A 25,487-nucleotide genomic window follows, 5' to 3' on the forward strand; every position below is an offset into this window, starting at 1 on the left:
AACGGTCTTCCGCCTGCCACCGCACCCAGGACCATACCAGAGGCAGCGGAATTCAAGTTACAAGGGAGGTGCGCTGTCCGGAGAAGTCGCACCCCTCACCCGGTCGGCTCGCGCCGACTCGACCTCTCCCGGACGGGAGAGGTGGGGGGCGAGCATCGTGCCAGGGCTCTGCGTCGCGGCCTCGGGATGACGGCGCGGGCAGCGCGGCGGGCCCCCTCTCCCGGACGGGAGAGGTGAAGCACAGCGTCATTCCAGGGCTCCGTTTCGCGGTCTCGGGATGACGACGCGGGCAGCGCGACCGGCCCCCTCTCCCGTGCGGGAGAGGGTTGGGGTGAGGGATGAGCGCCGTCAGGATGGAGCATGCGGTCGTATCGCCGATTAGGCGCCGATCGGGCGCACCTCGTTCTGAAAGGTCTCGACCCTCACCCTGTCCCTCTCCCGCACGGGAGAGGGGATCCGCGCCCGCTTCGGCACGGGCGCGGCCGACGGTCCCGGCGCAACGCGATCGGGAACAGCTCTAGCGGCTGCTCCTTCACTCACTGCGGAGGTTCGCGGTCCGGGTGTCAGGGAGCGCGACCCTGACGCCCCCTCAGGGTCGGGCCGTTTGTTCATCCGGTTCAGGCGGGCTGCCGTCACGGGGGTCGGGGCCACCGGCATGCGACACCGGCGGCTCGGTGGCGACCGACGGCCTGGTTCGTTCCAGCAATGCGCGGGATCGCTGGACGGTCTCCCGTGAAGTCGCGATCAGCCACGTGTCGAAGTCGGCGCCCGACAGGCGCCTGTGGACAGGCTTGGCCATGACGGCACTCCTCGCGATGCAGGCGGGAGCGCACGTCTCTCTCAGCCACCAGCGCCCACGGTTTCGGTCGGCTGGCGATGTCGCCACTCTGCGCTCAATCAGAGCGAAAGTCCAAGCGAGTGGAGCAAGTGTTCTGACGCTCCGCAGCAAGTAATCCAATCGGGCTTGCCTTATCGGATCTGAGCTGAGCGAGCGCCCGCCCCGTCACAGATCGTCCGCGAAGCCGAGGAAGAGCAAGCGATGGGTGCGAGCGATTGCAAGCGTCCGCTCAATTTCGGTCAAGACCGATCGAATGGCTCATCAGAGTCGCGAGCGGACGGTATCAAGCATCAGATCTTGCGTATTGGCGGGCGGTCCGCGCCACCTCCGCGTCAGCGCGCCCCCGCGGGACGCGCATCCTGGCAGCCTGGCCGGTTCCGGGGTCCAGGCTCGGGGGCCCGCAGCGATCCGGCGGGCCCGGCGCGGGTCCACGATCAGGTGCCCGTCGTCACAGTGCCTCCTGCGCCACCAGCGCGAAGGTGAGCAGGTCGACGGAGGCGGCCCCGCCCCGCAGCAGGGCGCGGGCGGCCGCGTTGGCGGTGGCCCCCGTGGTGGTGACGTCGTCGACCAAGAGGACGCGCTGGCCCTGCAGGCTGGCGCGCGCGGCCGGCGGCACCCGGAAGGCGCCCTGCAGGTTGGTGGCCCGCGCCGCGCGGCTGAGGCCAACCTGGGAGCGCGTCGCCCGCACCCGGGCGAGGGCCCCGGGCCGGAAGGGCAGGGCGGCGGCCTTCGCGATGGGACGGCCGAGAAGCGCGGCCTGGTTGAAGCGGCGGCGCCAGAGGCGCCAGAGGCGCCAGCGGTGCAGCGGCACCGGCACCACGCACTCGGCCTGCGCGATCAGCTCCCGCCCGCTCGCCAGCATCATCCGGGCCATGGCGGGGGCGAGGTCGAGCCGGTCCTCGTATTTCAGGCGGTGGACGAGGCTGCGCGCCGCCCCGTCATAGAGGGCCACCGCCCGGGCCCGCGCGAAGACCGGCGGCTCCGCGATGGCCCGGGGCGAGAGGAGCGGCCCGATCCCGAGATCGAGGGCGAAGGGCGTGCCGTAGCGCGGGCAGAGCGGCGCCTCGATGAGGCGCAGGGCGGACCAGCAGGCCGGGCAGAGGGCGCCCGGATCGGCGGTCGCGCCGCCGCATCCGGCGCAGTTCGGCGGGTAGACGAGGCCGAGCGCTTCCCGGAGGACGGCGCGGAGGGCGGGCAGGGCTCCGGGAAAGGCTGCCCGCATGCGGGGCTCAGTGCGCGGTCTGCGGCTGGGCCTGCCGGCTCTGGCGGTCGCGCTTGTTCGCCTCGTGGCGCCCGACGGCGCAGCCCGCGGCCGCCCCGAGCACCCCGTGCCCGGCGAGGCCGCCCACGAGGGCGCCCTTGATGCAGCCCTTCGCCTCGGCGCCGGCGCTGAAGGTGAGGGCGGTGAGGACCATCGCGGAACCGACGAGAATGCGCGTCATCGCTTCGTACTCCTGTTCGTGTGGAGCGGAACGAGGATCGGGCTTGGCCGTTCCACCCTCTCGCAAGCGTGATCGTCGGGACTCGCACAGGGCCTGGATGGTTCCGCGATCCCGGCGCATTCCGGGGCCGGCCCGGATGCGCTGAGCACCCTGGCGTGGCCCGGCGGCGCGGGCCATCTTGGAGCCCGATGGATCCGGCCCTTCCCCTCTTCGACACCGCCCTCGTCCGACGCCGGCTCGCGCGTGCGCGCCGGGACGGCTACGCCGATTTCCTGCTGGCCCGCCTCGTCGACGATCTCGACGACCGTCTCGCCGCCGTGCTGCGGCACTTCCCCGACGCCCTCGACCTCGGGACGCCGCTGCCCGCCGCGGCCGAGCGGCTGCGGGCCGGCGGGCGCACGGACCGGGTGCTGCGCCTCGCACCCGTCGCGGAGGACGCGGCTCCCGATGCGGCGGGCGGCCTCCTGCGCGCGGTGGGCGACCCGGAGGCGCTGCCCGTGGCGCCCGGCCGCTTCGATCTCGCGGTCTCCCTCCTGGCGCTCCAGCACGTCAACGACCTGCCGGGCGCCCTGGTGCAGCTGCGCCGGGCCCTGCGGCCGGACGGGCTCTTCCTCGGCTGCCTGCTCGGGGGCCGCAGCCTCACCGAGCTGCGCCAGAGCTTCGGCGCGGCCGAGAGCGCGGTCGAGGGCGGGGTGAGCCCGCGGGTCGCGCCCTTCGCGGAGGTGCGGGAGATGGGCGCCCTGCTCCAGCGGGCGGGCTTCGCGCTCCCCGTCACCGACACCGAGCTCGTCACGGTGCGCTACGCCGACCCCTTCGGGCTGATGCGCGACCTCCGGGCGATGGGCCTCACCAACGCGCTCGGCGAGCGCCGCCGCACGCCGCTGCGCCGCGCCACCCTGATCCGCATGGCCGAGATCTACGCCGAGCGCTTCGCCGACCCGGATGGGCGGCTGCGGGCGAGCTTCGAGATCCTCTGGGTCTCGGGCTGGGCGCCGCACGCGAGCCAGCAGACGCCGCTGAAGCCCGGCAGCGCCCGGACGCGCCTCGCCGACGCCCTCAACACGCAGGAATTCACGCCAGACGCCGACAGGAGCCCACGATGAGAGAGCCCGGTCCCGACCACCCGATCACGATCACGCAGCACCCCAAGCGCGTGCGCGTGAGCCTCAACGGCGTCGTGGTGGCCGATACCCAGGCCGCGCTCCGCCTGGCCGAGGCGAGCTACCTGCCGGTGCTCTACATCCCGCGCACGGACACCCGCTTCAACCTGTTCGCCCGCAGCGCCCGCACCAGCCACTGCCCCTACAAGGGCGCGGCGACCTATTACGACCTCACGGTGGCCGATGCGGTGCGGCCGAACGCGGTCTGGAGCTACGAGGACCCGTTCCCCGCCATGGCGGCGCTCCGGGACCACCTCGCTTTCTACCCCGACAAGGTCGACGCCATCGCTGAGGAGTAAGCGGGAGAGGGGCAGGGCGCGGGCCCCGCCCCTCGGTCGGGTGGATTACTTGTCGAGGTCCTGCGCCATCTTGAGGTGGTGCTCCAGGGCCGGCTGGGTCTTGCCGGCCCAGGCCTTCAGGTCCGGGTTGTCGCCGCCCTTCGCGTAGCGCTGAAACAGGTCCACGGCGTCCTTGTGCGCCTTCACCTGGTCGTCGTGGTACTGCTTGGTGAAATCCTTGCCCTGCAGGCCCTTGAGCGTGTCGAGCTTGCTCTGGTGGGTGCTGTCGAGGGCGGTGGGCAGGCTCGCCTGCACCTTGCCGCCCTGGACCATGCCCTTCATCTCGGTCGAGGTCTTCTCGTGGTCGGCGATCATCTGCTTGGCGTAGGTCTTGGTGGCGTCGTCGCTCCGCTCCGCCGCGAGCTGGCTCGACTGGATCTCGAACATGTCGCTGATCGCCGCCTCCTTGACGAAATCCGCCGTGGACGGGCTCGTCCCCACCAGGGAATTGAGGCCGCTCTTCTCGCTCAGGGACTGGGCCAGGGCCGGTGCCGCGGCGAGGCAGCAGGCGACAACTAGAAAATGCTTTTTCATGGAGTATTCCCTCCGAGGTTGATCGAAGGAGAAAGACGGATCGGTACGGTGGAGTTCCTGGCCCGGGCCGAGGGTCACACCCCCGCGACGAGACTCCAGAAGCCGTGCTTGCGCCCGTGGGCGCGGCGCAGCGCCTCGCGATAGGCGGCCTGCTCCGGCTCCAGGCTGCCCGGGGCGAGGCGGCGGGCGAGGGCGTCGAGATGGGCGAGGTAGCGGGCGGCGTGGCCGTAGGCCTGCGCGCGGCCCCGGGCCAGGATGTCGTCGATGAGGCGCCGGTAGAGGAGCGCGGCCTCCTCCGGATGGGCCTCCTCCAGCGCCTCGGCGGCGGGGACCAGCACCTCGTAGCGCTCGCCCTCCCAGGTGGCGCGGCGCGCGCGCACGAGCCGGGCCGCGCCGTCGAGATGCGGCCAGTTGATCAGGAAGGTGAGCGCCCGGTAGGGCTGGGGATGGGCGGCGGCCTGCGCGAAGGCGCGCTCCAACGCCGGATCGTCCTCGAAATCCGGGAGCTTGGCGAGGTAGTCGCGCAGCATGTCCCGGTCGAGGGTGAGGGCGAAGCGGTCCCAGCGCAGGGCCTGCGCCTCGTCCCGCCGCCCGAGCGCCTCGAGGGCGCGGATCTCCGCGACCGCCCGGGCGCGGTCCGGCACCTCGGGCGCGGGCGCGCCGGCGATCAGGTCGGCGCGGGTGGCGGGGCGCCCCGTCTCGCGCGGCCGGCGCAGCCAGTCGAGGGCCTCGGCCGCGCGGCCGGCCCCGAGGAGGCGCTCGGCCACCGCGACCGGGTCCGGCCGCCCGGGCATGGCCTGCTGCTCCAGGGCGATGAAGGCGTCGACGTCGCCGCGCCGGTCGGCGAGGTCCTGGCGGATGCGGATCAGCCGTCCGCGCCGGTACCCGCGTTGCCACGCGGGCTGGCGGTCCGCCGCATCCGGCGGCTCCGCGCCCGCGAGCGCGGCGTCGAGCTCGGCCCAGGCCTCCTCGGCGAGGCGCGGGATCAGGTCGGTGAGGAGGACACCGAAGACGCCGTCGGGCTCGGCCCCGATCCGGGGGACGAGCGCGAGGGCGAAGCGCGCCGCATCCGGGGCCGGCAGACTCCCGGCGATCTCGACCGCCGCCTCGGCCGCCCGCTCGTAGACGCCCTGCGTGATGCCGAGGCTGTCGTCGACCCGGCGGAGCACCGTCTCCGCCCCGGACAGGAAGCGCAGCAGCCGGTCAAGGGCGGCGCCCGGATCGAGGGGGCGCAACTCGTTGACGATCACCGAGACGGTGGCGTTGAGGTCGGCCGTGAAGGCGCGCCGCTTCTGCCAGTCGATGAAGCCGCGCGCGCCCTCGAGCGCGGCGAGACGCCGGTCGACGATGGCCGCCACCGCGTCCGGTCCCTGGAGCGCGGCGAGCGCCGCGCTGACGATCTTCTTGAAGGCGGGGTTGCGCGCGGTCTCCCCGAGGATCAGGCCGATCAGCCGCTCCGGCCCGAGACCCGCCAGGGTCTCGGGGGAGGGGGTGGTGCGCCGCGCGCCCTTTCGCCGGCCGGGTTCGGCCGGCGAAAGGGCCGGCGCCGTGGCCGGGGCTGCGGCAGGCGCCGCGGAGCCCGGCTTGGAGGGCGCCCTGCGGGCCATCCTGGCCTCCCGTCGGCGGGGGGCGCCCGGTTAATCGACGACCTTGGCGGTCGGGCGATCGTTGCCGCGGGCGGTCTCGTCGTGCCAGTCGCCCTTGGGGTCCTGGTAGCGGATGCCCTCGGTCGAGCCCGGCACCTGCTGCTCGGCGGCCGCGGCCTGGGCGGCCTGCAGGGCCGCATCGTGGCTCGGGAAGGTCTCGGAGAAAACGTCCCCGACCTTGTAGGCGAAGCCGCCGTCATGCTCGACGATCCGGTAGGTGACTTCGGTCATGGCCAATCCTTGCGGTCAAAAGCATCGTTCGTGAGCGCCAACACGCGGGGAACGCCCCCGTTCCTCCGGGGCGCCGCCAAGGAGGCGCCGCCGAGGAGGCACCGCCGAGGAGGCACTGCTTGGAGCGCGGCCCGGCTTCAGTGACGCGTCGCCGGGGCGAGGCCGAGGCGGGCGATCGCCGCCTCGCAGCCGGCGATCAGCGAGCCGCGCACGTCGTCCGGGGCGTAGCCGGCCCCGTCCGGGAAGGCGATCAACTGGGTGATGCCGTCGCTCTCCCGCCGGATATGGGCGACCCAGCCCTCCGGCGTGCGCTCGAAGCGCACCGCGTAGGTGTCGGCGTCCTGGTCGAAGCGGTGCGGTTCCATGCTGGCCTCCCCTGCGCGGTCCCGAGATTCCCTCTGGGGCGGCCCCGCGTCTTGCCCTATCTGGTGCGGATCCCGACCGCGCGTAAAGAGGCGCCCATGCGCATCCCTCCCGTCCTGGCGGCCCTGCTCCTGCTCGTGGCCGCGCCCGCCTCGGCCCAGATGGGCGGCATCGTCGCGGGCAGCACCGTCGGCCTTCCCGCGAGCGGGGTGCCGACGAATCCCTTCGCGTCGAACTACCCCTCGGCGCCCCCGCCCGGCCCGGTCCTGGTCGAGCGCCGCGACCGCCGGGCCGTCCGCGGCCGGCTCCCCCGCGAGCGGCTGGTGCGCGGACGCCCGGCGCCGCAGGGCAGCCTGTCACGGCAGGGCACCCTGCCGCCGCAGGGCACCCTGCCACCGCAGGGCCGCATCTCGCGATGACCGGCTGGCTCATGGCCGGCGGCGGCGTCCACGTCGTCCTGCTGCTCTCGGGGCTCGTGATCGGCCTGATCGCGGTGACGCGCTGAGGGCGGAGGCCCCGGGCTCACGGGGCAGGCTCCTCCGGACCGCCTGGGCGAATGCGCGGGCCCTGCGCGCCCTCGGTCAGGGCCGGCGCGGCCGCCTCAGCCCGCCGCCTTGTCGAGTTCGGCCGCGATGGCGCTGATCACCCGCGGATCGGTCGGCTCGACCTGGGTGGCGAAGGCCGCCGCGAGGGTTCCGTCGCGGGCCACGAGGTATTTGTGGAAGTTCCAGCGGGGCGTCTCGCCGGGCTTCTCGGCGGCGGCCCATTGATAGAACGGGTGGGCGTTCGGCATCCGCACCCGGGTCTTGGCCGTCATCGGGAAGGTGACGCCGTGGTTCTTGCGCGCGGCCTCGACGATCGCCGCTCCGTCCAGGGGCTCCTGGTTGCCGAAATCCGGCGAGGGCACGCCGAGCACCGTGAGGCCCCGGTCCTGGAACCGGGTCCAGAGGGCCTGCAATCCGGTGAGCTGCCCGGCATAGCCGCAGGCGGTGGCGGTGTTGACGACGAGGATCGGCTTGCCGGCAAATTCCGTCAGCGGCAGCGTGCCGCCCGCGGGCTTGTCGAACGCGAAGGCGGTGGCCTTGGCGCCTGACGCCCCGACTGCCCAGGCGCTCCCGGCTCGGCTGAGCCCGGCCATGGCGGTGCCGAGGAGGAGCAGGGCTTGGCGGCGCGGCATCGTCATGGCGTTCTGGCTCCTTGCCGGCACGAGCCGGTGCGCGGCTGGGCGCCCTTGGGAGGCAGCCCCCGAATCCGCGACACGCGGGAATCTAGACGTCGAGGCGATCACGTCCATGCGGCATGTGGGAACCTTTGCACGAGCTTGGGCTTGTGCGGGTGCACGACCGCGCCGGAATCCGGCCCGCCGACCTCCGGCTCACGCTCGTCAGCCCGAGCTTCCAGAAAGAGACCCCATGCGCAGCCTGCTCGTCGCGACGGCCCTCCTGATGTCCAGCGCGACCGCCCTCCTGGCCCAGACGCAGGAGGGGGCCCAGCCACCGGCCGCGCAGCCCACGCCCACGGCGCCGGCCGCGTCCCCGGCGCCGGATCAGGCGGCCCCGGCGAATTCGAATCCGGCAAGCCCCGCCCAGACCAGTCCCGCTCAGACCAGTCCCGTTCCGGCCAAGCCCGCCACCCTCGCCGACGACCTGCGCCCGACCTTCGTGGCCCAGGCGCCGAGCGACATGGTGGCCTCGAAGCTGATCGGCCTGACGATCCAGAACGCCGCCAACGAGACCATCGGGGAGATCGCCGACGTGGTGCTCGACGAGGACAGCAAGGTGAAGTCGTGGGTCGTCGGCGTCGGCGGCTTCCTGGGGATCGGCACCAAGTACGTGGCCATCGATCCGAGCGCGATGAAGCTCGCCCGCACCGACGGCAAGACCCTCAAGGCGACGATCAACACCGACAAGGACCAGCTGCGCGCCGCGCCGGAATACGTCTATCTCGGCAAGGAGAAGACGGGCGACAAGAAATAGGCCCGCGCGGCGACGCGCCGGCCCGGGGGCGCTCGCCGGCCCCGGGCCCGGCCCTCAATTGCGGCTTGCCAGCGCCTCGCGGACGGTGCGGGCAATCGATTCGGCGCGGGCATCCTGGGAGATGATCAGGGCGTCCGGCACATGCTCCATCGCCTCGGCGCCGGCCTCGGCCATGTCGCTCGCCAGCACGATGCGCAGGCCCGGCCGCAGGGCGCGGGCCTCGACGGCGAGCTGCGAGCAGCAGAGCGCACCCTCCAGGGAGACGTCCGCGACGAGCACGTCGACCGGCAAGCCCAGGACCAGCACCGTGAGGGCATCGACGCCGCAATCGCAGACGGTGGCGCTGAAGCCCGCGCGCCGGATCTGCCCGGCGACGTCCTCCCGCCAATGCTTCTGGCGGCCGGCAATCAGAACCTGCACCCCGTAGGCGCCACCCGTCGCGGGACTGGAAGACATGGCAGCGGATCCGACTTCAGGACGTGGCATTCCGCCCCCGACTTCGCGTTCGCTTTGCATTGCAGCATAGTAAGCCGGACCGTCGAAATTGTACAAGCCCTCGGCCGCATTCCAGCCGCAATGATGAATCCGGCTGCCTAGCGGATAGGCAGCGTCCTGGCCCTGCCTCAGAGCGCCCTCAGGGAGGGCATCCCGCTCCGGTTGACGCGCGCCCGCCCCAGGGGCAACACGGCGCGCCGCCTGGAAAGCGGCGGATTGCCGGAGCCGTGGAAACGATGTCGTCCGCAAAGTCGCCCCCCGTCTCGCCGCTCGCCCCCGAATCGCTTCCGGATTTTCCGGCGATCCGCGGCGTCGCCCTGGCGACGGCCCAGGCCGGGATCCGCTACGCGGGCCGCACCGACGTGCTCTACGTCGCCCTCGCCGAGGGCACGCAGGCGGCGGGCGTCTTCACCCGCTCGAAATGTCCCTCCGCCCCGGTCGATTGGTGCCGCGAGGCCCTGGCCTCCCCGGACGCGCGCGCCCTCGTGGTCAATTCCGGCAACGCCAACGCCTTCACGGGTGCCAAGGGCCGGGAGGCCGTGGCGCTCACGGCCCGGATCGCGGCCGCCGCCGCCGGCTGCCCCGAGAGCGCGATCTTCATCGCCTCCACGGGGGTGATCGGCGAACCCCTCGACGCCCGCAAGTTCGAGGGCGTGCTGGCCGATTGCGCCGCCCGCGCCGCCGGCGGCCCGGAGGCCTGGAGCGCCGCCGCCCAGGCGATCATGACCACCGACACCTTCCCGAAGCTCGCCACCCGCACGGCCGAGATCGCGGGCGTGCCGGTGCGGATCAACGGCATCGCCAAGGGTGCCGGCATGATCGCCCCCGACATGGCGACGATGCTGTCCTTCGTCTTCACCGATGCGGCCCTGTCGCAGGGCGTGCTGCAGGCCCTCCTCAGTGCCGGCACGGGCCGGAGCTTCAACTGCGTCACGGTGGACGGGGACACCTCGACCTCCGACACCCTGATGCTGTTCGCGACCGGCGCCGCCGCCAACCCGGCGGTCGCGGACCCGGCCGACCCGCGCCTCGCCGGCTTCCAGGCGGCCCTCGACGACCTCCTGATCGAGCTCGCCCAGCTCGTGGCCAAGGATGGCGAAGGGGCGCGCAAATTCGTCACCGTCGCGGTGGAGGGCGCCGAGAGCGATGCCTCCGCCCACCGCATCGCCCTCTCGATCGCCAACTCGCCGCTGGTGAAGACCGCCGTCGCGGGCGAGGACGCGAATTGGGGGCGCGTGGTGATGGCGGTCGGCAAGGCCGGCGAGCCGGCCGACCGGGACCGCCTCGCGATCTGGTTCGGCGACGTGCGGGTGGCGGTCGCGGGGGCCCGCGACCCGGATTACAGCGAGGACGCCGCGAGCGCGGTGATGCGGGAGCCGCACGTCACCGTGCGGGTCGATCTCGGCCTCGGGCAGGGCCGGGCCCGCGTCTGGACCTGCGATCTGACCAAGGGCTACATCGAGATCAACGGCGATTACCGTTCATGAGGACCGCGCTCCGCTCCGGCCTCATCCCGGGCCTCCTCGTCGCGCTCCTCTCCGGTCCCGGCCGCGCCGAGGAGGCGCCGGCACCCGCCCGCGCGGCGGCCGACGGCCTCATCCAGGTGGTCGGCCGGGCCCGCTCCGAGAGCCCGCCCGATTTCGCGAGCGTCGAGATCGGCATCGAGGCGAAGGGGCCGAGCCCGGCCGCCGCCCTCGACGCCACCAGCGAGGCGGCCCGCAAGGTGATCGCGCTCGCGGCCGAGTTCGGCGTGAAGGAGACCGATCTCGGCACCACCGCGGTGACGCTCCAGCCCGTCACCCGCACCATCCGCCAGCCCGACGGCACGGTCACGGAGAAGCCCGACGGCTACCGGGCCGCCAACCAGGTGCGCCTGCGCCTCGCCGATATGGGGCGCCTCGGCGACCTGATGCGCCGGGCGCTCGATGCCGGCGCCAACCGCATCGACAGCGTCGCCTTCGGCCTCAGCGATCCCGACGCCGCCGTCTCCGCCGTGCGGGTCGCCGCCATGAAGGACGCCTCCGCCCAGGCCGCCCGCCTCGCCGAGGCGGCGGGCGTCCGGCTCGGCCGCGTGGTCTCGATCCAGTCGCCGCCCCGCGAATCCCCCGCGCCGCTCCTCATGGCCGCCCCGGCGCCGATGCCGAAGGGCCGCGGCCGGACGCCCGTCCCCCTCGTGGCCGGCACCATCGAGGCCAGCGCCGAGGTCGCCGCCAGCTTCGCGATCGCCCCATGAGCCTGCCCGTCGATCCCGCCTCGCGCGACAAGCCCCGCCTGCTCCTCGTGGTTGCGGTCGCCCTCGTGGATGCCGACGGGCGCGTCCTCCTGGCCCAGCGGCCGCCCGGCAAGCAGCTCGCCGGGCTCTGGGAGTTCCCGGGCGGCAAGGTCGAGCCCGGCGAGCGGCCGGAGGGGACGCTGATCCGCGAGCTCGCGGAAGAGATCGGGATCACCGTCGAGGAAGCGTGCTTGGCCCCGCTGACTTTCGCGAGCCATACATATGATTTGTTCCATCTCCTGATGCCGCTCTACGTCTGCCGGCGCTGGTCGGGCACGCCCCGTCCCCTCGAGGGCCAGGCGCTCCAATGGGTCCGCCCGCGCAACTTGCGCGATATGCCGATGCCTCCGGCCGACGCCCCGCTGATCCCCTTCCTGATCGATCTCCTCGGCCCCTAAGATCCCTCCCGGCCCAGTCCGGGGATGTTGCGGGCCTCGATGACCCGGACCATGCCGCCGCTCTTGGCCAGCCGCAGCATCGCTCGCGACAACTCCCGCGTGTCCGTGACATAGGCCGGCAAGGCCCGCTGCAGCAGCGGCAGCGCCGGCCCGAGCACCCGGTAGAGCGCGTCCACGTAGCCCGTCCGCGACCGGATCCCGTCCCGGGGCCGAATCCCGGCCGGCCGCACCGCGTAGACGCGCCGGAAGGGAAGGCGGAACAAGGCGTTCTCGGTCCGCCCCCGCACCCGCGCCCACATCACGCGGCCGCGCTCCGAGGCGTCGCTGCCCGCGGCCGAGACGTAGACGAAGCTCATCCCGGGGTTGTGCTGCGCCAGGGTGCGGGCGATCGACAGCGTGAGGTCGTGGGTGACGTGGGCATATTGCGCCTCGCTCAACCCCACCGACGTGATGCCGAGGCAGAACAGGCAGGCGTCGTAGCCGGAGAGCTCGGCCGCGATCGCCGACAGGTCCTGCAGGTCCGGGTGGCGGATCTCGCGCAATTTCGGGTGGTGCTGTCCCGTGATGCTCCGCCCGATCGCCAGCACCGCCTCGACCTCCGGATCGCGGAGCGCCTCGCGCAAAGCGCCCTGGCCGATCATGCCGGTGGCCCCGAACAGGATGAGCTTCATGCAACCCTTGATGGTTTGAACGACGGAAAAGGCCCGCCCCCGAGCCCGGGACGGGCCCGGCGCCTATTCGGCCGCCTCCATCCGGGACTCAGGGTCCACGAGGGGGAAGGTGCAGACCACGCAGGTGCCCGCCGTCGGAGCCGTGTCGAGGGAGACGCGGCCGCCATGCAGCTCGACGAAGGAGCGCACAATCGACAGGCCGAGGCCGACGCCCCGGTGGCGGGTGCCGAGGGTGTGGCTCTCGAACCGGTCGAACACCCGGGCTGCAACCTCCGGCGGCATGCCGCGGCCCTCGTCGCGGACCGAGAGGATCAGGTCCGTCGCGTTGCGCCGCGCCTGGACGGTGATGCGCTGGCCGGCTCCCGAGAACCCGACCGCATTCGACAGCAGGTTGAACAGGATCTGGCGCACGCGCTTTCCGTCGGCCACCACGCTGCCGATATCGGCCGGGACGTCGAGGACGAGGCTGACGGCGGATTCGGCGAGGCGATCCTCGATGCCGCGCGCCGCCGCCTCGATGGTGGCCTGCACGTCGACCGGCTCGCGCTGCAACTCCAGGGAGCCGGCATCGATCGAGGCGAGATCCAGGATGTCGTTGATGATGACGAGGAGCGAGCCCGATGAGCGCAGGATGTGGTCGGAATATTCGCGCTGGCGCTCGTTCAGCGCCCCCACGGTCTCGTCACCCAGAAGTTGCGTGAACCCGATGATATTGGTGAGGGGCGAGCGCAGTTCGTAGGAGACGTGGTGCACGAAGGTGTCGCGCAACTGCGCGGCGCGCTCCAGGGCCTCGTTCTTCTCGGTCAGCGCACGCTCGACATTCACGCTCGCGGTGACGTCGATCAGGGTGATCAGGGTCGCGCCCTCGGGGAGCGGCTGCGCCGCGCAATCCAGGACTGTGCCGTCGACGACTTCGAGCCGGCAGGAGAGGCCGGAGCGCGCTTCGAGGCCCACCACCGCGTCGCGGATGTCCATCCACGGCTCCTCGGCGGGGGCAAGCGCCCGGCAGGCATCGATCACGGTATCGATGCGCGGGGTCGCCGCGAGCGTCGCGGCGTCGAGGCGCCAGACCGTCGCGAAGGCGCGGTTGGCGAAGGTGAGGCGCCCATCGGCCCCGAACACCGCGACCGGCTCCTTGAGGGTGTCCAGGGTTTCGGCCTGCACCTGCATCAAGGCGTTGTAGCGGGATTCGAGCTTCATCCGGTCCGAGACGTCGTCGAACAGGTAGGTGAGGCCGCCCTGCGGGTTCGGATCGGCGACGACGCGCAAGGTCCGGCCGTCGGGCAGGTACCACCAGGTCTCGTTGGCCTCCGCCGCCCGGTAGGCGGCGAGGACGCCCTGTTTCCAGGATTTGAAATCGGCCTGTTCGGGGAGTTTCCGCAGGGAGCGGAGATGATCGAGGATCTCGCCGTCCAGCGGCCGGCCGTCGAGGAAGGCGGCATCGAGATCCCACAACTGGCGGTAGGCGGCATTGTGGAAGATCAGGCGCTGGCGGGCGTCGAAGATCGCCACCGCCGTCGGGAGCTGGTCGAGGGTCCGGACGTTCGCGTCCATCTGGCGCTGCAGGTCGGCGCGAACGCTCTCCAGTTCCGAGACATCCACGGCGATGCCGACTCGCCCGTTCTCCAGGGCCGTCTCGGTCACGTCGAGGATGCGCCGGCCGCCGGCCACCACGGCCGACAGGCGCAAGGCCGGGCGCGGCCCGGTGACGGAACGGCGGGTGCTCTCCTCGCGGGCGATGAACTCGCGGGCCTGCCGGTCGAGGAGCTCGGTTCCGGATTCGAGGGCCGCGTCCCGCGTCCCGGCCTCGACGGCCGCGACATAGGCGGTGTTGACCCAGGCCAGGCCACCGTCCCGGTTGCGCCGCCAGACCGGCTGGGGAATGGCATCGAGGAGGCCGGCGAGTGCCGCCAGGCCGCGCCGGGCCTCGTCCAGGGTCTCGCGAAGCTCCATCACCTCGCGTCGTTCCTCGGTGGTCTCGCGCAGCCGCAGGAGGGCGCGACCGGCCACCGCCTGTCCCTGCGCGTCGATGCTGCGGCCCGATTGGCTGCGCAGGTTAAGCCGGAAGCCCGTGCCGCGGACCCGGAGAGACTCGACCGCCGCCTCGAGCTCGGTGGCATCCGAGGGGAGGAGCCAGGAGCCGAAGGCGAGGATCCGCCGCGCCGTGCCGCCCGCCGAGCGAACGCCGTCGAAGGCCAGGGTTGCATCGCCCTCGATCACCGGCTCGCCGCGGCCGGCCCAGGTCACGATGACCTGCCGCTCGGCATTGAGCAGCATCTCGGCCCGGTCATGGGCTCCCCGAAGCGCCCCGAGCGCGGCCGCCTGCTCGCGCTCGCGCCGGGTCCAGCGGGAGCGCTCGTGCAGGTGCATGAGGGACAGGATGGTGGCGAAGACGGTGAGGCCGATGAGGATCGCCAAGCCGGCGAGATTGTGCGTGTGCAGGCTCCCGGCCCAGACGGAGGCATCCGCCTGAGGCGCAGCCTGAGCCGGGCCGAAGCCTGCGGCCGCAGCGACGACGAGAGCGCCGGCGCAGGCCGCGAGGCGCGCCGTTCCATCGACCCTCATGATCCGTACCGCCTCCACGAATCTTCGATGAGGCACGCGAACGCGGCCCCGCAGCGCGCACCGCGCCGTTCTCGCGAGACGGCTGCGCGAGCCGTTCGCGAGGCACCTCATCTGAGGAATCGACCCACTCTAACGCGCCGGTGAATCGCGCCGGAAGGGGGGTAAGCTTAACATAGAACTCTAACGTGCATCTCGAGCGTGCCCGACACACGAAAGACACACTTTCCGGTGGGCTCCGGGCCTTGACGCTGCCGAACATCCGTGGGCCGCCCGCAGGCCGCCGCAAGGTCCCGGACGGCAGGCCGCGCGAGGCTTATCGCGCAGGCGGGGTTCGGTGTTTCCAGACGAATCATCGGCTTGGCGCAGACAGGCTCCGAAACGCCGAAAGCCCGGCACGAGGCCGGGCTTTCGCGAACGCCGATCGGTCCGTACGCGAGCGGGCGAAATGCCCGCCCGGTCTCAGTAGCGGTAGTGATCGGGCTTGAACGGGCCCGCCTCGGAGACGCCGATATAGGAGGCCTGATCGGGGCGCAGCTTCGAGAGCTTGGCGCCGATCTTGTCGAGGTGCAGGGCGGCGACCTTCTCGTCGAGGGTCTTGGGCAGGGTGTAGACCTGACGCTCGTACTTGCCCGGGTTGGTCCAGAGCTCGATCTGGGCCAGCGTCTGGTTCGTGAACGAGGCCGACATCACGAAGGACGGGTGGCCGGTGGCGTTGCCGAGATTCACCAGGCGTCCCTCCGAGAGGAGGATGATGCGGTGACCGTCGGCGAACGTGATCTCGTCGACCTGCGGCTTGATGTTCGTCCACTTGAGATTCTTGAGACCCGCGACCTGGATCTCGTTGTCGAAGTGGCCGATGTTGCAGACGATGGCCCGGTCCTTCATCGCCCGCATGTGGTCGAGGGTGATGATGTCCTTGTTGCCGGTGGCGGTCACGAAGATGTCGGCGCGGGGCGCGGCATCTTCCATCGTGACGACCTCGTAGCCCTCCATCGCGGCCTGGAGCGCGCAGATCGGGTCGATTTCCGAGACCAGCACGCGGCAGCCGGCATGGCGCAAGCTGGAGGCCGAGCCCTTGCCGACATCGCCGAAGCCCGCGACCATCGCGACCTTGCCGGCCATCATCACGTCCGTACCGCGGCGGATACCGTCGACGAGCGACTCGCGGCAGCCGTAGAGGTTGTCGAACTTCGATTTCGTGACCGAGTCGTTCACGTTGATCGCCGGGAAGAGCAGCTTGCCTTCCTTGGCGAGGATGTAGAGGCGGTGCACGCCCGTGGTGGTCTCTTCCGAGACGCCCTTGATCGAGTCGGCGAGACCGGCAAACCACCCCTTGGGCTTCTCGGCCAGCTTCTTCTTGAGGAGTGCGAAGAAGATCTCCTCCTCCTCCGAGCCCGGCTTGTCGAGGAAGGCGGTGTCGCCGTTCTCGGCGCGCAGGCCGAGATGCACGAACATGGTGGCGTCGCCGCCATCGTCGAGGATCATGTTCGGCATGCTGCCGTCATGCCAGTCGAACAGCTTGGAGGTGTAATCCCAGTACTCCTCCAGGGTCTCGCCCTTGATGGCGAAGACCGGGATCCCGGCGGCCGCGATCGCGGCGGCGGCATGGTCCTGGGTCGAGTAGATGTTGCAGGACACCCAGCGGATGTCGGCGCCGAGGCTCTTCAGGGTCTCGATCAGCACGGCCGTCTGGATCGTCATGTGCAGCGAGCCGGCGATCTTGGCGCCCTTCAGGGGCTGGCTCGCGGCATATTCCTCGCGCACGGCCATCAGGCCCGGCATCTCGCTCTCGGCGATCGAGATCTCCTTGCGGCCGTAATCGGCGAGCCCGATGTCCTTGACGATGTAATCCTGAGCCATGTGGTCGATGCTCCGTGTGTCGTTGCGTGTCTGGGCAGCGCTATAGCAGGCCGGGCATTACGAGGCAATCAAGACATAAAGATGTCTTTATACGAATTCGAATGAAGGGCCGCGGGCGCGGAATGGCGCAGGTCTCTCAGGCTTGTGAATGGCGGCGTCCGGGACGCTGGGACAAGGTTGGGAATCAAAGCCGCCATCAAGGAGGATGTGCCCGATGAAGCGTCGCTTGATCCTGGCGGGCCTCGTCGCCTTGGCCGGAGGCGGCACAGCCTGCGCGTTCCCCGGCCAGATCCCGACCTTCGAGAGGGTCACGGCTTCGGGCCATACGCTGAAGATCACCTCGGTGAGCGCGGTCGACCCGACCTGCCAATCGCTCGGTCCCGTGACGATCGGCCTGATCGACGTTCCCCACGATGGACGCATCGAGGTCCAGCAGGGGCGGGATTTTCCGAACTACTCGACGTTGAACACGCGTTCCCGGTGCAACACCCGGAAAGTGCCCGCGACGCTCGTGCTCTACACGCCGACGGCCGGATATATCGGCGAGGACGACTTCACCATCGAGATTGTGGGTCCCCAAGGCCAGGTCGGCCGGGCGCGCTACCACATCTCCGTCCGGTAGTCGTTCCGGCTCAGCCCTCGTCCCGCAACTGCCGCCGGATGATCTTGCCGGTCGTCGTCATCGGCAGGCTCTCGCGGAACACGATCTCGCGCGGATATTCGTGTGCCGAGAGCCGCTCGCGCACGAAGGCCTGGATCTCGGCCGCGAGCGCGTCCGATGGAGCATGCCCGGGCCGCAGAACCACGAAGGCCTTGACGATCTCGGTGCGCAGCGGATCGGGCTTCCCGACCGCTGCCGCGAGGGCCACGGCCGGGTGGCGCAGGAGGCAATCCTCGATCTCGGTCGGTCCGATCCGATAGGCCGCGGAGGTGATCAGGTCGTCCTCGCGCCCGACGAAGTGGATATAGCCGTCGGCGTCGCGCCGGGCCTGGTCTCCGGTGAGCATCCAGTCGCCGCGGAACTTCCGCTCCGTCGCCTCCGGCTGGTTCCAGTAGCGCAGGAACATCACCGGGTCGGGCCGGGCGATGCAGATCTCGCCCGGCTCGTCGATATCCGCCTCGCTTCCGTCCTGGCGCAGGATCGCGACGCGGTGGCCCGGCACCGGCTTACCGGTCGAGCCCGGCCGCGCGACGCCGGCGGCGCGGCAGGCGGCCAGGACGAGGTTGCACTCGGTCTGCCCATAGGCCTCGCCGATGGTGAGGCCGAGCTCCCGCTCCGCCCAGGCGAATGTCTCGGGGCCGAGCGCTTCGCCCGCGGAGGCGATGTTGCGCAGGGCGGACAGGTCGAAGCACTCGCGCGGGGCCTCGACCGCGCGCAGCATCCTCAGGGCGGTCGGGGGCAGGAACACGTTGGTGATGCGCAGATCCGCGATCATCCGCAGCGCCGCGTCGGGCTCGAAGCGGAGATGAGCCCGTGCCACCACCGGGATGCCGTAACGCAGGCTCGGCATCAGCGCGTTGAGGAAGCCGCCCGCCCAAGCCCAATCCGAGGGCGTCCACATCAGGTCGCCGCCCTTCGGCGGAAAGTCGTGCATCATGCGCCAGCCCGGCAGATGCCCGAGCAGGACACGGTGGCCGTGGAGCGCCCCCTTGGCCGGGCCCGTCGTGCCCGAGGTGTAGATCATCAGTGCCGGATCGTTGGGCGCGGTGTCCACGGCCTCGAACGCGGCGGACATCCCGGCCACCAGATCCGCGTAGGCCATCACGTCGGCCTGCCCGGAGGCCTCCGCGCCCTCGACGGCAATGATGATCTGCAGGGCGGGCAGGCTCTCGCGCAGGCCCGCGAGCTTGGCGAGGCCCGCCGCGTCGGTGAGGATCGCCCGCGCGCCGGAATCCGAGAGGCGATAGGCCAGGGCCTCCGGCCCGAACAATCCTGCCAGCGGCACCGCGATGGCGCCGAGCTTGTAGGCGGCCGCGTGCGCGATCACCACCTCCGCCGATTGCGGCAGCAGCACCGCCACCCGGTCGCCCGGCAGGATGCCCTGCGCCCGCAGGGCATGGGCGAGCCGGTTGGAGCCGTCCCGCAATTGCCCGAAGGTCACGGTCGCGGTCGCGCCGTCCTGCGCGATGTCGAGGATGGCGGGACGATCCGGCTCACGGGCCGCCACCCGGTCGCAGACGTCGACGCCCATGTTGTAGCGCTCGGGCAGGACCCAGGCGAAGCCGGCCCGGAGCGCCGCGTAGTCGGGGGCGGGATCGAGCACGGCCCAATCAGGGCTTTGCGGGCGGGAAGTGCCCGGCGAAGACGAAATCCGTGATGGGACGCCGGCCGTTTGGGGCCTCCTTCACCCGCTGGTCCGCGCTGAGCGCCTCTTGCGGAATCGCGCGGCCGATCGCGTAGGCCGCCTCGACGCGGTAGCCCTCCGGCACGTTCAGGGCGGTGATCGCCCGCTCCTTGTCGAACCCCCCCATGCCATGGACGTGCCAGCCCTGGCGCAGCGCCTGGAGCTGGAAGGCGAGGGACGCCGCACCGGCATCGAGGGAGTGGCTCCAGGAGGGCTGAAGCGCGTCGCCGACGCGCATCTGGCTGCTGGACACCAGGATCACCAGGGCGCCCGTGTCCTTCGCCCATTTCTGGTTCCCGGGGACGAGAAGGCCGAACAGCGTCTCCCAATGCGCGTCGTCACGCAGGGCGTAGATGAAGCGCCAGGGCTGCGAGTTGTAGGAGGAGGGGGCCCAGCGGGCGGCCTCGAACATCCGCATCAGCTCCGCTGCCGGCACCGCCTCGCCCGTGAAGGCGCGGGGCGAGCGGCGCTCCAGGAAAAGCGGGTCGATCTCATGGTCGGGCTGGCGGGGCGTGGGTTGCGTCACGGAACGGTCTCCGGAGGGGACGGCCTGCATGCCATGCACGAGGAGCCGGGGCTGTGCAATTGCGTCGGGATCGCCCAGGCTTCCCACCGCGAAGCTCCGGCCTCCGCAGGCGGAACGACCTTGCGCCGCATCTCGGCTCCCGGGTCCACGGCCATGTCGAGCCGATCCGGCGGAGGGCATCCAGCCGGTGCGCCTCATCACGACACCGCATCAAGCGTTCTTGATCCGCCCCGCCCATTGGCCCGCCCGGTCCGACCTGTTCGTCGATGGGCAGACGGCCGCTTCGTAGCCCGGGGCGCAGGTTCCGATCTCGATGGCTAGGCGCCGATGGGAGCGGCGGATCGCGCTGTGGTTTCCGCAAGGAACAACGGTCGCCATCGAGCGGATCGAGTGCTGGCGCGTCCGTCGATGGAAGGCTCAGCGGCCGGCAGCCGGCGTAACGGATCGGGATCGGACGCGATGCAGAGGGAAATCGGCGCCTACTGAGCCTGGGTTGCTTGGGCAACCAACGCGGTTGCCGCGGCAATGCATTTGCGCCGCACGTGCGAAATCCGGTCGTTCATCCACGAATACGCGTCTGATGCTGATCGAGTTCGCTTGAATCCTACCGGGTGTGGCGGTTCGGCCGCAGTCACGGGGCCCGATGGCGTGGCAGATCGCGCGAGCGTCGGAGAGGAGCGTCCTCGCTGCGATGGGTCGGAAAACCATGTCTTGGCGTCGATGCGGCAGCGCCGCGATGTTGGCTCTCGCGGTGCTGATGCTGCGGCCCGCGCAGGCCGGCCAGCAGCCATCCGGCCAGGATGCGCGCCAGAACGCCGGTTCGGGCGAGACGGCGAAATCGGACAGTCAGAAATCCGACAAGCAGGACGAGGTCGACACCGAGAATCTGTTCGGCTTCACCGAGGGTTCGGATACCGGCAAGAAGGGCGAGCAGGAGGTCCTCTCCGACACCGTGATCCGGTTCAGCAAGCGCCGGAGCGAGGCCGGGCGATCCGGCTACGCCGTCGCGAACACGAAGCTGAGCTACCAGTTCGACCCGCTCGACAATCTGAGCATCGAGTTCGGGCTCTTCGGCGATGTCCGCCGCGTGCGCAATATCGTCGATCTGAACGACAAGGCCTACGGCACCTTCGATGGTGTCTCGATCGAGTTGAAGTATCAGTTCCTGAAGGGCTCGAACGAGCAGCCCCTCGGACTCGCGGTCGAGCTTCGGCCACGCTTCGCCCGCGTCCTCCCGGTCGAAGGCCAGGGGGCGGACATCTTCGACATGGAGAGCGTACTGCAGCTCGACCTGCGCCTCGTTCCGGACAGGGTCTGGCTCGGCAGCAACCTGAGCTTCGAGCCGACCGTCGGGCGCCTGCGCGGCTCGGGGGAGACCGATCGGTCCTCGACGCTGCTCTGGTCGAACGCGATCATGACGCGCGTCGCACAGGACACCTTCATCGGCCCGGAGGTGCGGTACCTGCGCGCCTATGACGGTGCCTTCCTCAACCGGTTCGAAGGACAGGCGGTCTTCCTCGGACCGTCGCTGTATCACCGGTTCTCCGACAAGGCCTTCCTGACGCTCGCCTACACGACGCAGGTTGCCGGTCACAGCCGCGACCAGGAGGATGCGGGCCGCGCCTTCGACCTGCGTCAGTTCGAGCGGCATGCCGTGCGCGTGAAGTTCGGCGTGGAGTTCTGAGTCTGACCGAGAGCCGAGACCTGCGCATGATCAATCCGTTTCGCGCCTTCTGGCTGCGCCCGCGCCTCCTCGGCTCCATCATTCTCGCGGTGGTGCTCACGGCCGCCCTACCGTTCGCCTCGCTCTGGACTCGCCTGCTCCTCGGCTGGTGCGTCGGCGTTATCGCCTACATCGCCCTGGTGGTGGCGAGGGCGGCACGCCAGCCCCGGGAGGCTTTGCGCCTCGAAGCCTCCCGGCTCGACGACAGCGCGCTCGCGATCTCGCTCTTCGCGATCCTGGCGACGGCGGCAAGCTTCGGCGCCGTCGCCATGCTGGTCTTCGGCGAACACGAGAAAGGCGGCTACCAGATCGCCCATCTCGCCCTTGCCTCGGCGACGATGATCTGTGCCTGGGCCTTCGTGCAGACAGTCTTCGCGATCCACTACGCGCATCTCTATTACGGTGAGGCTGGCCCGGGACAGGGACGCGGCGGCCTCGACTTCAACGGCGACGCCGATCCCGATTTCTGGGACTTCTTCTACTTCTCGGTCACGATCGGCGCGACCTCGCAGACCTCCGACACCGACATCACCTCGAAGGCGATGCGCCGCCTCGCCACCGTGCAGACGATCTACGCCTACTTCTTCAACACGAGCGTCCTCGCCCTCGCGATCAACATGGCGGCCGGCTTCGCGCAGCATTGAAGCGTGCTAGGACGGGCAAGGCTTCGCCGCGCGGGGTCGGTCCCAGAAGACAACGCCGCTCCGGAGGATGCATGCCGAACCACGAGGCCCCCCGGCCGCCCGAATTGCTGTCCCCCTGGCGGACCGATGCGCGCGTGGCGCTGCAGGGGGAGGCCCGCGCCTTCGCGCGCGACATCGTCATGCCGATCGCGGACAAGCTCGACCCGCAGAAGGCCGAGATGCCGCGCGCGCTCATCGACGCGATGGCCGCGAAGGGTTGGTTCGGCATCACCATCCCGGCCGAGCATGGGGGCCTGGGGCTCGGGGTCTTCGAATATTGCCTCGTCTCGGAGGAGCTGGCGCGCGCGTGGCTCTCGGTCGGGAGCATCCTGGCGCGCGGACAGGGGCTCGGCACGCAGACCCTCGACGACGCGCGCCGGGCCGATCTGCTGCGGAGATCCGCGCGGGGCCACTGGATCGGGGGCATCGCCCTCTCCGAGCCGACCGCCGGCTCCGACCTGGCCGGCGTCCAGACCCGGGCGGTGCGGGACGGGGATACCTGGGTCCTCACCGGCACCAAGCGCTGGGCCGGCTTCGCGCTTGCCGCCGATTTCGTCGAGGTTTTGGCCCGCACCCGGGAGCCCGAGCCGGGCGAGCCCCGATCGGCCGGGCTCGAGCCTTTTCTGGTGGTCAAGGAGCCCGGCACCTTTCCGTCCGGCATGACCGGGCATGTGATCGACAAGATCGGCTATCACGGCTTCCTGACCTGGCAGCTCGAGCTCGACGGGGTTCGGGTGCCGGAGAGCGATCGGCTCACCGGGCTCTACGGCGATGTCGGGGCGGACGCGGATTCCGGTGGGTTCGCGGCCGTGCAGCGCGGCCTCAACATCGCGCGGGTGCACACCGCCGCACGGGCGGTCGGCGTCGCGCGGGCCGCCGTCGAGGATTGCCAAGCCTATCTGCAGGAGCGCGAGCAGTTCGGCCACCCGATCGCGGAGTTCCAGGCGCTCCGCTTCGCGCTGGCCGACATGGCCGCCAAGGTGGCGCAGGCCCGCGCCTTCTGGCAGCAGGTCGCGCATCTGCTCGACCAGGGCGAGCCGGCGGAGAGCGAGTCCGCAATGGTCAAGCTCCTCGCCACCGAGATGGCCGTGCGGGTCACTAACCAGGCCATGCAGCTGCATGGCGGCAACGGCTACACGACGGAGCGTCGCGTCGAGCGCTACTGGCGGGATGCGCGGCTGACGACGATCTTCGAGGGCACGAGCGAGATCCAGCGCCGCATCATCAGCGACCGGATGCTGCCCAGGACCTGACCCCTGCCGTCAGCGGATCACCCGCTTGCTCGCCTGCAGGCGGAAGCCCACGATGGCGACGACCATCATGAACCAGAGCGTGTTGCCGCCCGAGAACAGGACCGATTCGAAGGACGACAGGCACAATCCGAAGAACCAGATCCGCAGGAACAGGAGCGTGAGTTCCGGGTCAATGGTCCGGGTGCGGATCTGGTCGACGATCGGCTGGCCCACGATCCAGGTCGTGGCCAACGCCATCCCGACATAGCCCGTCATGACGGCGAGGTTCAGGAAACCGTTATGGGCGTCCGAGGCGCGCATGCCCCAGGACTCGAACGGCGTCCAGTTCTGCACCAGATCACTGGTGCCCCAGAACGCCTGGAAGCCGTGGCCGACGAAGGGACGCGCCGTCGCCTTGTCGATCGCGAAGCGCCAGATGACGTCGCGCCCGGTGAAGGACGGGTCGGACATGACGGTCTCGAGGGCTTCCCGGACGCCCGGGATCGCGACGGACCCGATCGTCATCAGGGACAGGATCAGCGGCAAGGGAAGCAGCAGCGCGAACTGCGCCCAGAGATAGGGCAGGCGCATGGCGAGGAAGGGCAGCACCAGCACCACCGGCAGCAGGCCGAGCGGCGACTTCGAGTGGCTGAAATACAGGAAGATCCCGGCGAGCCCGACGAGCGTCCATCCGGCGATCGGGTTCCAGAGGCGTGCGGCGAGCAGGCCGAAGAAGATGAACATCACCATCTCGGCGCCCGCGCCGTTCTTGTGCGCGAAGGCGCCGCGCCAATCGCCGGCGAGCTCGGGCTCGCGCAGGTCGTTTGTCTGATGGATCGCGAGCTGCGGCAGGAGCGCGACGCCGAGGAAGCAGACGACGATGACGATCAGGGCGCCGATCGTCAGCAGCCGCGCGAAGTCGCGCAGGTCGCGCGGGATCGTCAGGAAGGCGCAGGCCTGGAAGATCGTCAGGGTCGCGAGGATCAGCCGGCGCGCGGCGAGTTCGGCGTTGAGCGAGAAGGCGGCCGAGAGGGCAAACCATGCCAGCGTCACGCAGAGGAGCGGACTGGCCGCCGCGCGCAGTACCGGCCAGGTGCCGCTCTGCGCCACGAAGGCGGCGAGAAGGGCCGTCAGCACCAGGGTCGAGAGCTGGCTGAGTAGGCCCCCCCCGACCGGATCGAGCGCGTCGCCGCTGCTGAGACTCGTGAAGGGGTCGAGACCGAGCCAGAGCAGCAGGAAGGTCACCAGAAACAGGATGTCGCGCCAGGGGCCTGAATCCCAGGGGTTGGCGGCCCGAGCGTGCAAAGGGGAGGCCTGCATCAGACCGGCGCGCACGGGCCGCGTCACGGGGCCTTCCTCGAACCGCTCCCATGGGCCGGCGCCATCGTGCGGGATGCGTCGCGGTTCACGGCTGTTGCCGAAGGCGCGCCGCGGGCAAGGCCACGATCGCGCTCCCGCGGGCTGCCGTTCCGGACGAACGAGACGGGCGCTGGCATGCGGATGACCACGGCGACGTTCCTATCAGAGCCAGGCCATGGGCGGAGATCGCCGTTCGCTCATCCCCGTCCCAGGCCGCCGATCCGGATCCCGGCTCGACCCTGCCGGAAGAGGCATGAACGCGCGGTTAAACCATGTTCGGTGCGGGTTCGGTGATAAATCCTGCGCGACCAGCTGACGACAGGTTTGTTCGAGTGTCAGCTTCAATTTGAGTCTGATGCATCGTAATTTTAGATTTCATTCAAATGTTATTTTCGCGATGATCTGCTTGTTACAGAGAATTTTTTTGAAATGTCAGCTGCTATGCGAGAGAGGTGCAAATCTCTACTCGCACGTTCTGGATAGGATACTGAAATCTCCTCGGCGGGCCATGAGCACGGCGGATGCGCGCTCGTCGTGACGGGCGCGATCTCGGAATTGCGACGCATTGCCGACAGGAGGGAGTCTCGCGGGCACGACACGACCGTGACGATCCAGCCTGGAGCGGCGGCCGGGCTTGGCCTTCGCGAGTTCGGGATCATATCGGGGATGCGCGCCCACGAATTGACCGGCGCCGCGCCCGCAGGGTTTGATCCCGGCCACGCGCCGATCCGGGATCCCCAGAAAGGAAGCCGTTCTTGGATCAATACCTGTCCTCGTCGTTCCTGCTGTCGCTGCTGCAGATCGTCTGGATCGACATCATCCTGTCGGGC

26 protein-coding genes are annotated in these 25,487 nt (G+C 70.5%); 11 read left to right on the forward strand and 15 right to left on the reverse strand.

Going from position 1 to position 25,487, the window contains the following annotated elements:
• Positions 1–589: 589 nt before the first annotated feature.
• The 3 genes from F6X53_RS28980 to F6X53_RS28990 form a co-directional block, all read right to left on the reverse strand.
• Complete coding sequence (locus F6X53_RS28980) at positions 590–799, reverse strand: hypothetical protein (protein ID WP_151004898.1); 210 nt, start codon at positions 797–799, stop codon at positions 590–592.
• Between the two features lie 487 nt (positions 800–1,286).
• Positions 1,287–2,060, reverse strand: a complete 774-nt coding sequence (locus F6X53_RS28985; RefSeq protein ID WP_151004900.1) for a ComF family protein — start codon at positions 2,058–2,060, stop codon at positions 1,287–1,289.
• A 7-nt stretch (positions 2,061–2,067) separates the two neighbouring features.
• Positions 2,068–2,280, reverse strand: coding sequence for a hypothetical protein (locus tag F6X53_RS28990; protein ID WP_151004902.1), 213 nt, complete (start codon positions 2,278–2,280; stop codon positions 2,068–2,070).
• Between the two features lie 188 nt (positions 2,281–2,468).
• On the opposite strand from F6X53_RS28990, the gene F6X53_RS28995 reads away from it, so the two are divergent.
• Positions 2,469–3,383 (forward strand): methyltransferase domain-containing protein, encoded by a 915-nt coding sequence (locus tag F6X53_RS28995; RefSeq protein WP_151004904.1) that lies wholly within the window; start codon positions 2,469–2,471, stop codon positions 3,381–3,383.
• Positions 3,380–3,739 (forward strand): DUF427 domain-containing protein, encoded by a 360-nt coding sequence (locus F6X53_RS29000; protein WP_151004906.1) that lies wholly within the window; start codon positions 3,380–3,382, stop codon positions 3,737–3,739. The genes F6X53_RS28995 and F6X53_RS29000 overlap by 4 nt, the downstream gene beginning before the upstream one ends.
• 45 nt (positions 3,740–3,784) lie before the next feature.
• Here the strand turns inward: F6X53_RS29000 and F6X53_RS29005 are convergent, their stop codons facing one another.
• The 4 genes from F6X53_RS29005 to F6X53_RS29020 form a co-directional block, all read right to left on the reverse strand.
• Positions 3,785–4,312 carry a DUF4142 domain-containing protein gene (locus tag F6X53_RS29005; RefSeq protein ID WP_151004908.1) on the reverse strand — a complete coding sequence of 176 codons (528 nt, stop codon included), beginning with the start codon at positions 4,310–4,312 and terminating at the stop codon, positions 3,785–3,787.
• Between the two features lie 74 nt (positions 4,313–4,386).
• On the reverse strand, positions 4,387–5,919 hold the full coding sequence (locus tag F6X53_RS29010; protein WP_151004910.1) for a DUF6880 family protein: 1,533 nt from the start codon (positions 5,917–5,919) through the stop codon (positions 4,387–4,389).
• Positions 5,920–5,949: 30 nt separating this feature from the next.
• Positions 5,950–6,189 (reverse strand): hypothetical protein, encoded by a 240-nt coding sequence (locus F6X53_RS29015; RefSeq protein ID WP_151004912.1) that lies wholly within the window; start codon positions 6,187–6,189, stop codon positions 5,950–5,952.
• A 137-nt stretch (positions 6,190–6,326) separates the two neighbouring features.
• On the reverse strand, positions 6,327–6,554 hold the full coding sequence (locus tag F6X53_RS29020) for a hypothetical protein (protein WP_151004915.1): 228 nt from the start codon (positions 6,552–6,554) through the stop codon (positions 6,327–6,329).
• Between the two features lie 96 nt (positions 6,555–6,650).
• Between F6X53_RS29020 and F6X53_RS32745 the strand changes: the two genes are divergently transcribed.
• Complete coding sequence (locus tag F6X53_RS32745) at positions 6,651–6,971, forward strand: hypothetical protein (protein ID WP_191971044.1); 321 nt, start codon at positions 6,651–6,653, stop codon at positions 6,969–6,971.
• Positions 6,972–7,153: 182 nt separating this feature from the next.
• Here the strand turns inward: F6X53_RS32745 and F6X53_RS29030 are convergent, their stop codons facing one another.
• Positions 7,154–7,735 (reverse strand): glutathione peroxidase, encoded by a 582-nt coding sequence (locus tag F6X53_RS29030; protein ID WP_151004916.1) that lies wholly within the window; start codon positions 7,733–7,735, stop codon positions 7,154–7,156.
• A gap of 229 nt (positions 7,736–7,964) precedes the next feature.
• Between F6X53_RS29030 and F6X53_RS29035 the strand changes: the two genes are divergently transcribed.
• Complete coding sequence (locus F6X53_RS29035) at positions 7,965–8,528, forward strand: PRC-barrel domain-containing protein (RefSeq protein WP_151004918.1); 564 nt, start codon at positions 7,965–7,967, stop codon at positions 8,526–8,528.
• 54 nt (positions 8,529–8,582) lie between these two features.
• On the opposite strand, the gene F6X53_RS29040 is transcribed toward F6X53_RS29035, so the two are convergent.
• The gene (locus F6X53_RS29040; RefSeq protein ID WP_151004920.1) at positions 8,583–8,984 is read right to left on the reverse strand and encodes a response regulator; all 402 of its coding nucleotides are present in this window, start codon (positions 8,982–8,984) and stop codon (positions 8,583–8,585) included.
• A 275-nt stretch (positions 8,985–9,259) separates the two neighbouring features.
• Between F6X53_RS29040 and argJ the strand changes: the two genes are divergently transcribed.
• Genes argJ through F6X53_RS29055 form a run of 3 tightly spaced genes read left to right on the forward strand, consistent with a single transcriptional unit; the run spans position 9,260 to position 11,693 of the window.
• Positions 9,260–10,510, forward strand: coding sequence for a bifunctional glutamate N-acetyltransferase/amino-acid acetyltransferase ArgJ (argJ, locus tag F6X53_RS29045; RefSeq protein WP_151004922.1), 1,251 nt, complete (start codon positions 9,260–9,262; stop codon positions 10,508–10,510).
• Entirely contained in the window at positions 10,507–11,256 is a 750-nt protein-coding gene (locus tag F6X53_RS29050) for an SIMPL domain-containing protein (RefSeq protein WP_151004924.1), read from the forward strand. Before argJ ends, F6X53_RS29050 begins: the two co-directional genes overlap by 4 nt.
• Entirely contained in the window at positions 11,253–11,693 is a 441-nt protein-coding gene (locus F6X53_RS29055; RefSeq protein ID WP_151004926.1) for a (deoxy)nucleoside triphosphate pyrophosphohydrolase, read from the forward strand. The genes F6X53_RS29050 and F6X53_RS29055 overlap by 4 nt, the downstream gene beginning before the upstream one ends.
• On the opposite strand, the gene F6X53_RS29060 is transcribed toward F6X53_RS29055, so the two are convergent.
• The 3 genes from F6X53_RS29060 to ahcY form a co-directional block, all read right to left on the reverse strand.
• Positions 11,690–12,364, reverse strand: a complete 675-nt coding sequence (locus tag F6X53_RS29060) for an NAD-dependent epimerase/dehydratase family protein (protein ID WP_151004928.1) — start codon at positions 12,362–12,364, stop codon at positions 11,690–11,692. The genes F6X53_RS29055 and F6X53_RS29060 overlap by 4 nt on opposite strands.
• A gap of 63 nt (positions 12,365–12,427) precedes the next feature.
• Positions 12,428–14,929, reverse strand: coding sequence for a sensor histidine kinase (locus F6X53_RS29065; RefSeq protein WP_151004930.1), 2,502 nt, complete (start codon positions 14,927–14,929; stop codon positions 12,428–12,430).
• Positions 14,930–15,388: 459 nt separating this feature from the next.
• Positions 15,389–16,789 carry an adenosylhomocysteinase gene (gene ahcY, locus F6X53_RS29070; RefSeq protein ID WP_151004932.1) on the reverse strand — a complete coding sequence of 467 codons (1,401 nt, stop codon included), beginning with the start codon at positions 16,787–16,789 and terminating at the stop codon, positions 15,389–15,391.
• 214 nt (positions 16,790–17,003) lie between these two features.
• On the opposite strand from ahcY, the gene F6X53_RS29075 reads away from it, so the two are divergent.
• Positions 17,004–17,411 (forward strand): hypothetical protein, encoded by a 408-nt coding sequence (locus tag F6X53_RS29075; RefSeq protein ID WP_151004934.1) that lies wholly within the window; start codon positions 17,004–17,006, stop codon positions 17,409–17,411.
• 10 nt (positions 17,412–17,421) lie between these two features.
• Here F6X53_RS29075 and F6X53_RS29080 read toward each other — a convergent pair whose 3' ends face one another.
• Together F6X53_RS29080 and F6X53_RS29085 are read right to left on the reverse strand one after the other, a co-directional pair.
• On the reverse strand, positions 17,422–19,053 hold the full coding sequence (locus F6X53_RS29080) for an AMP-binding protein (RefSeq protein WP_151004936.1): 1,632 nt from the start codon (positions 19,051–19,053) through the stop codon (positions 17,422–17,424).
• Between the two features lie 7 nt (positions 19,054–19,060).
• On the reverse strand, positions 19,061–19,690 hold the full coding sequence (locus tag F6X53_RS29085) for a nitroreductase family protein (protein WP_151004944.1): 630 nt from the start codon (positions 19,688–19,690) through the stop codon (positions 19,061–19,063).
• A 676-nt stretch (positions 19,691–20,366) separates the two neighbouring features.
• Between F6X53_RS29085 and F6X53_RS29090 the strand changes: the two genes are divergently transcribed.
• The 3 genes from F6X53_RS29090 (at position 20,367) to F6X53_RS29100 (ending at position 23,319) form a co-directional block, all read left to right on the forward strand.
• Complete coding sequence (locus tag F6X53_RS29090) at positions 20,367–21,344, forward strand: hypothetical protein (RefSeq protein WP_238296154.1); 978 nt, start codon at positions 20,367–20,369, stop codon at positions 21,342–21,344.
• Positions 21,345–21,370: 26 nt separating this feature from the next.
• A complete protein-coding gene (locus tag F6X53_RS29095) occupies positions 21,371–22,027 on the forward strand; it encodes a DUF1345 domain-containing protein (protein WP_151004938.1) in 657 nt (218 codons plus the stop codon).
• 71 nt (positions 22,028–22,098) lie between these two features.
• The gene (locus F6X53_RS29100) at positions 22,099–23,319 is read left to right on the forward strand and encodes an acyl-CoA dehydrogenase family protein (protein ID WP_151004940.1); all 1,221 of its coding nucleotides are present in this window, start codon (positions 22,099–22,101) and stop codon (positions 23,317–23,319) included.
• 9 nt (positions 23,320–23,328) lie between these two features.
• On the opposite strand, the gene F6X53_RS29105 is transcribed toward F6X53_RS29100, so the two are convergent.
• A complete protein-coding gene (locus tag F6X53_RS29105; protein WP_151004942.1) occupies positions 23,329–24,645 on the reverse strand; it encodes an O-antigen ligase family protein in 1,317 nt (438 codons plus the stop codon).
• Positions 24,646–25,487 lie beyond the last annotated feature (842 nt).

The organism is Methylobacterium soli (genome assembly GCF_008806385.1).
Taxonomy (GTDB): Bacteria; Pseudomonadota; Alphaproteobacteria; order Rhizobiales; family Beijerinckiaceae; genus Methylobacterium; species Methylobacterium soli.

Coding starts and splice junctions, on each gene's coding strand:
- F6X53_RS28990 (WP_151004902.1), bottom strand. CDS start 2,280: ATGACGCGCATTCTCGTCGGTTCCGCGATGGTCCTCACCGCCCTCACC.
- F6X53_RS28980 (WP_151004898.1), bottom strand. CDS start 799: ATGGCCAAGCCTGTCCACAGGCGCCTGTCGGGCGCCGACTTCGACACG.
- F6X53_RS29090 (WP_238296154.1), top strand. CDS start 20,367: ATGTCTTGGCGTCGATGCGGCAGCGCCGCGATGTTGGCTCTCGCGGTG.
- F6X53_RS29085 (WP_151004944.1), bottom strand. CDS start 19,690: ATGCAGGCCGTCCCCTCCGGAGACCGTTCCGTGACGCAACCCACGCCC.
- F6X53_RS29010 (WP_151004910.1), bottom strand. CDS start 5,919: ATGGCCCGCAGGGCGCCCTCCAAGCCGGGCTCCGCGGCGCCTGCCGCA.
- F6X53_RS28995 (WP_151004904.1), top strand. CDS start 2,469: ATGGATCCGGCCCTTCCCCTCTTCGACACCGCCCTCGTCCGACGCCGG.
- F6X53_RS29055 (WP_151004926.1), top strand. CDS start 11,253: ATGAGCCTGCCCGTCGATCCCGCCTCGCGCGACAAGCCCCGCCTGCTC.
- F6X53_RS29060 (WP_151004928.1), bottom strand. CDS start 12,364: ATGAAGCTCATCCTGTTCGGGGCCACCGGCATGATCGGCCAGGGCGCT.
- F6X53_RS29005 (WP_151004908.1), bottom strand. CDS start 4,312: ATGAAAAAGCATTTTCTAGTTGTCGCCTGCTGCCTCGCCGCGGCACCG.
- F6X53_RS29000 (WP_151004906.1), top strand. CDS start 3,380: ATGAGAGAGCCCGGTCCCGACCACCCGATCACGATCACGCAGCACCCC.
- F6X53_RS29015 (WP_151004912.1), bottom strand. CDS start 6,189: ATGACCGAAGTCACCTACCGGATCGTCGAGCATGACGGCGGCTTCGCC.
- F6X53_RS29035 (WP_151004918.1), top strand. CDS start 7,965: ATGCGCAGCCTGCTCGTCGCGACGGCCCTCCTGATGTCCAGCGCGACC.
- F6X53_RS32745 (WP_191971044.1), top strand. CDS start 6,651: ATGCGCATCCCTCCCGTCCTGGCGGCCCTGCTCCTGCTCGTGGCCGCG.
- F6X53_RS29095 (WP_151004938.1), top strand. CDS start 21,371: ATGATCAATCCGTTTCGCGCCTTCTGGCTGCGCCCGCGCCTCCTCGGC.
- F6X53_RS29075 (WP_151004934.1), top strand. CDS start 17,004: ATGAAGCGTCGCTTGATCCTGGCGGGCCTCGTCGCCTTGGCCGGAGGC.
- ahcY (WP_151004932.1), bottom strand. CDS start 16,789: ATGGCTCAGGATTACATCGTCAAGGACATCGGGCTCGCCGATTACGGC.
- argJ (WP_151004922.1), top strand. CDS start 9,260: ATGTCGTCCGCAAAGTCGCCCCCCGTCTCGCCGCTCGCCCCCGAATCG.
- F6X53_RS29050 (WP_151004924.1), top strand. CDS start 10,507: ATGAGGACCGCGCTCCGCTCCGGCCTCATCCCGGGCCTCCTCGTCGCG.
- F6X53_RS29065 (WP_151004930.1), bottom strand. CDS start 14,929: ATGAGGGTCGATGGAACGGCGCGCCTCGCGGCCTGCGCCGGCGCTCTC.
- F6X53_RS28985 (WP_151004900.1), bottom strand. CDS start 2,060: ATGCGGGCAGCCTTTCCCGGAGCCCTGCCCGCCCTCCGCGCCGTCCTC.
- F6X53_RS29100 (WP_151004940.1), top strand. CDS start 22,099: ATGCCGAACCACGAGGCCCCCCGGCCGCCCGAATTGCTGTCCCCCTGG.
- F6X53_RS29030 (WP_151004916.1), bottom strand. CDS start 7,735: ATGACGATGCCGCGCCGCCAAGCCCTGCTCCTCCTCGGCACCGCCATG.
- F6X53_RS29020 (WP_151004915.1), bottom strand. CDS start 6,554: ATGGAACCGCACCGCTTCGACCAGGACGCCGACACCTACGCGGTGCGC.
- F6X53_RS29040 (WP_151004920.1), bottom strand. CDS start 8,984: ATGTCTTCCAGTCCCGCGACGGGTGGCGCCTACGGGGTGCAGGTTCTG.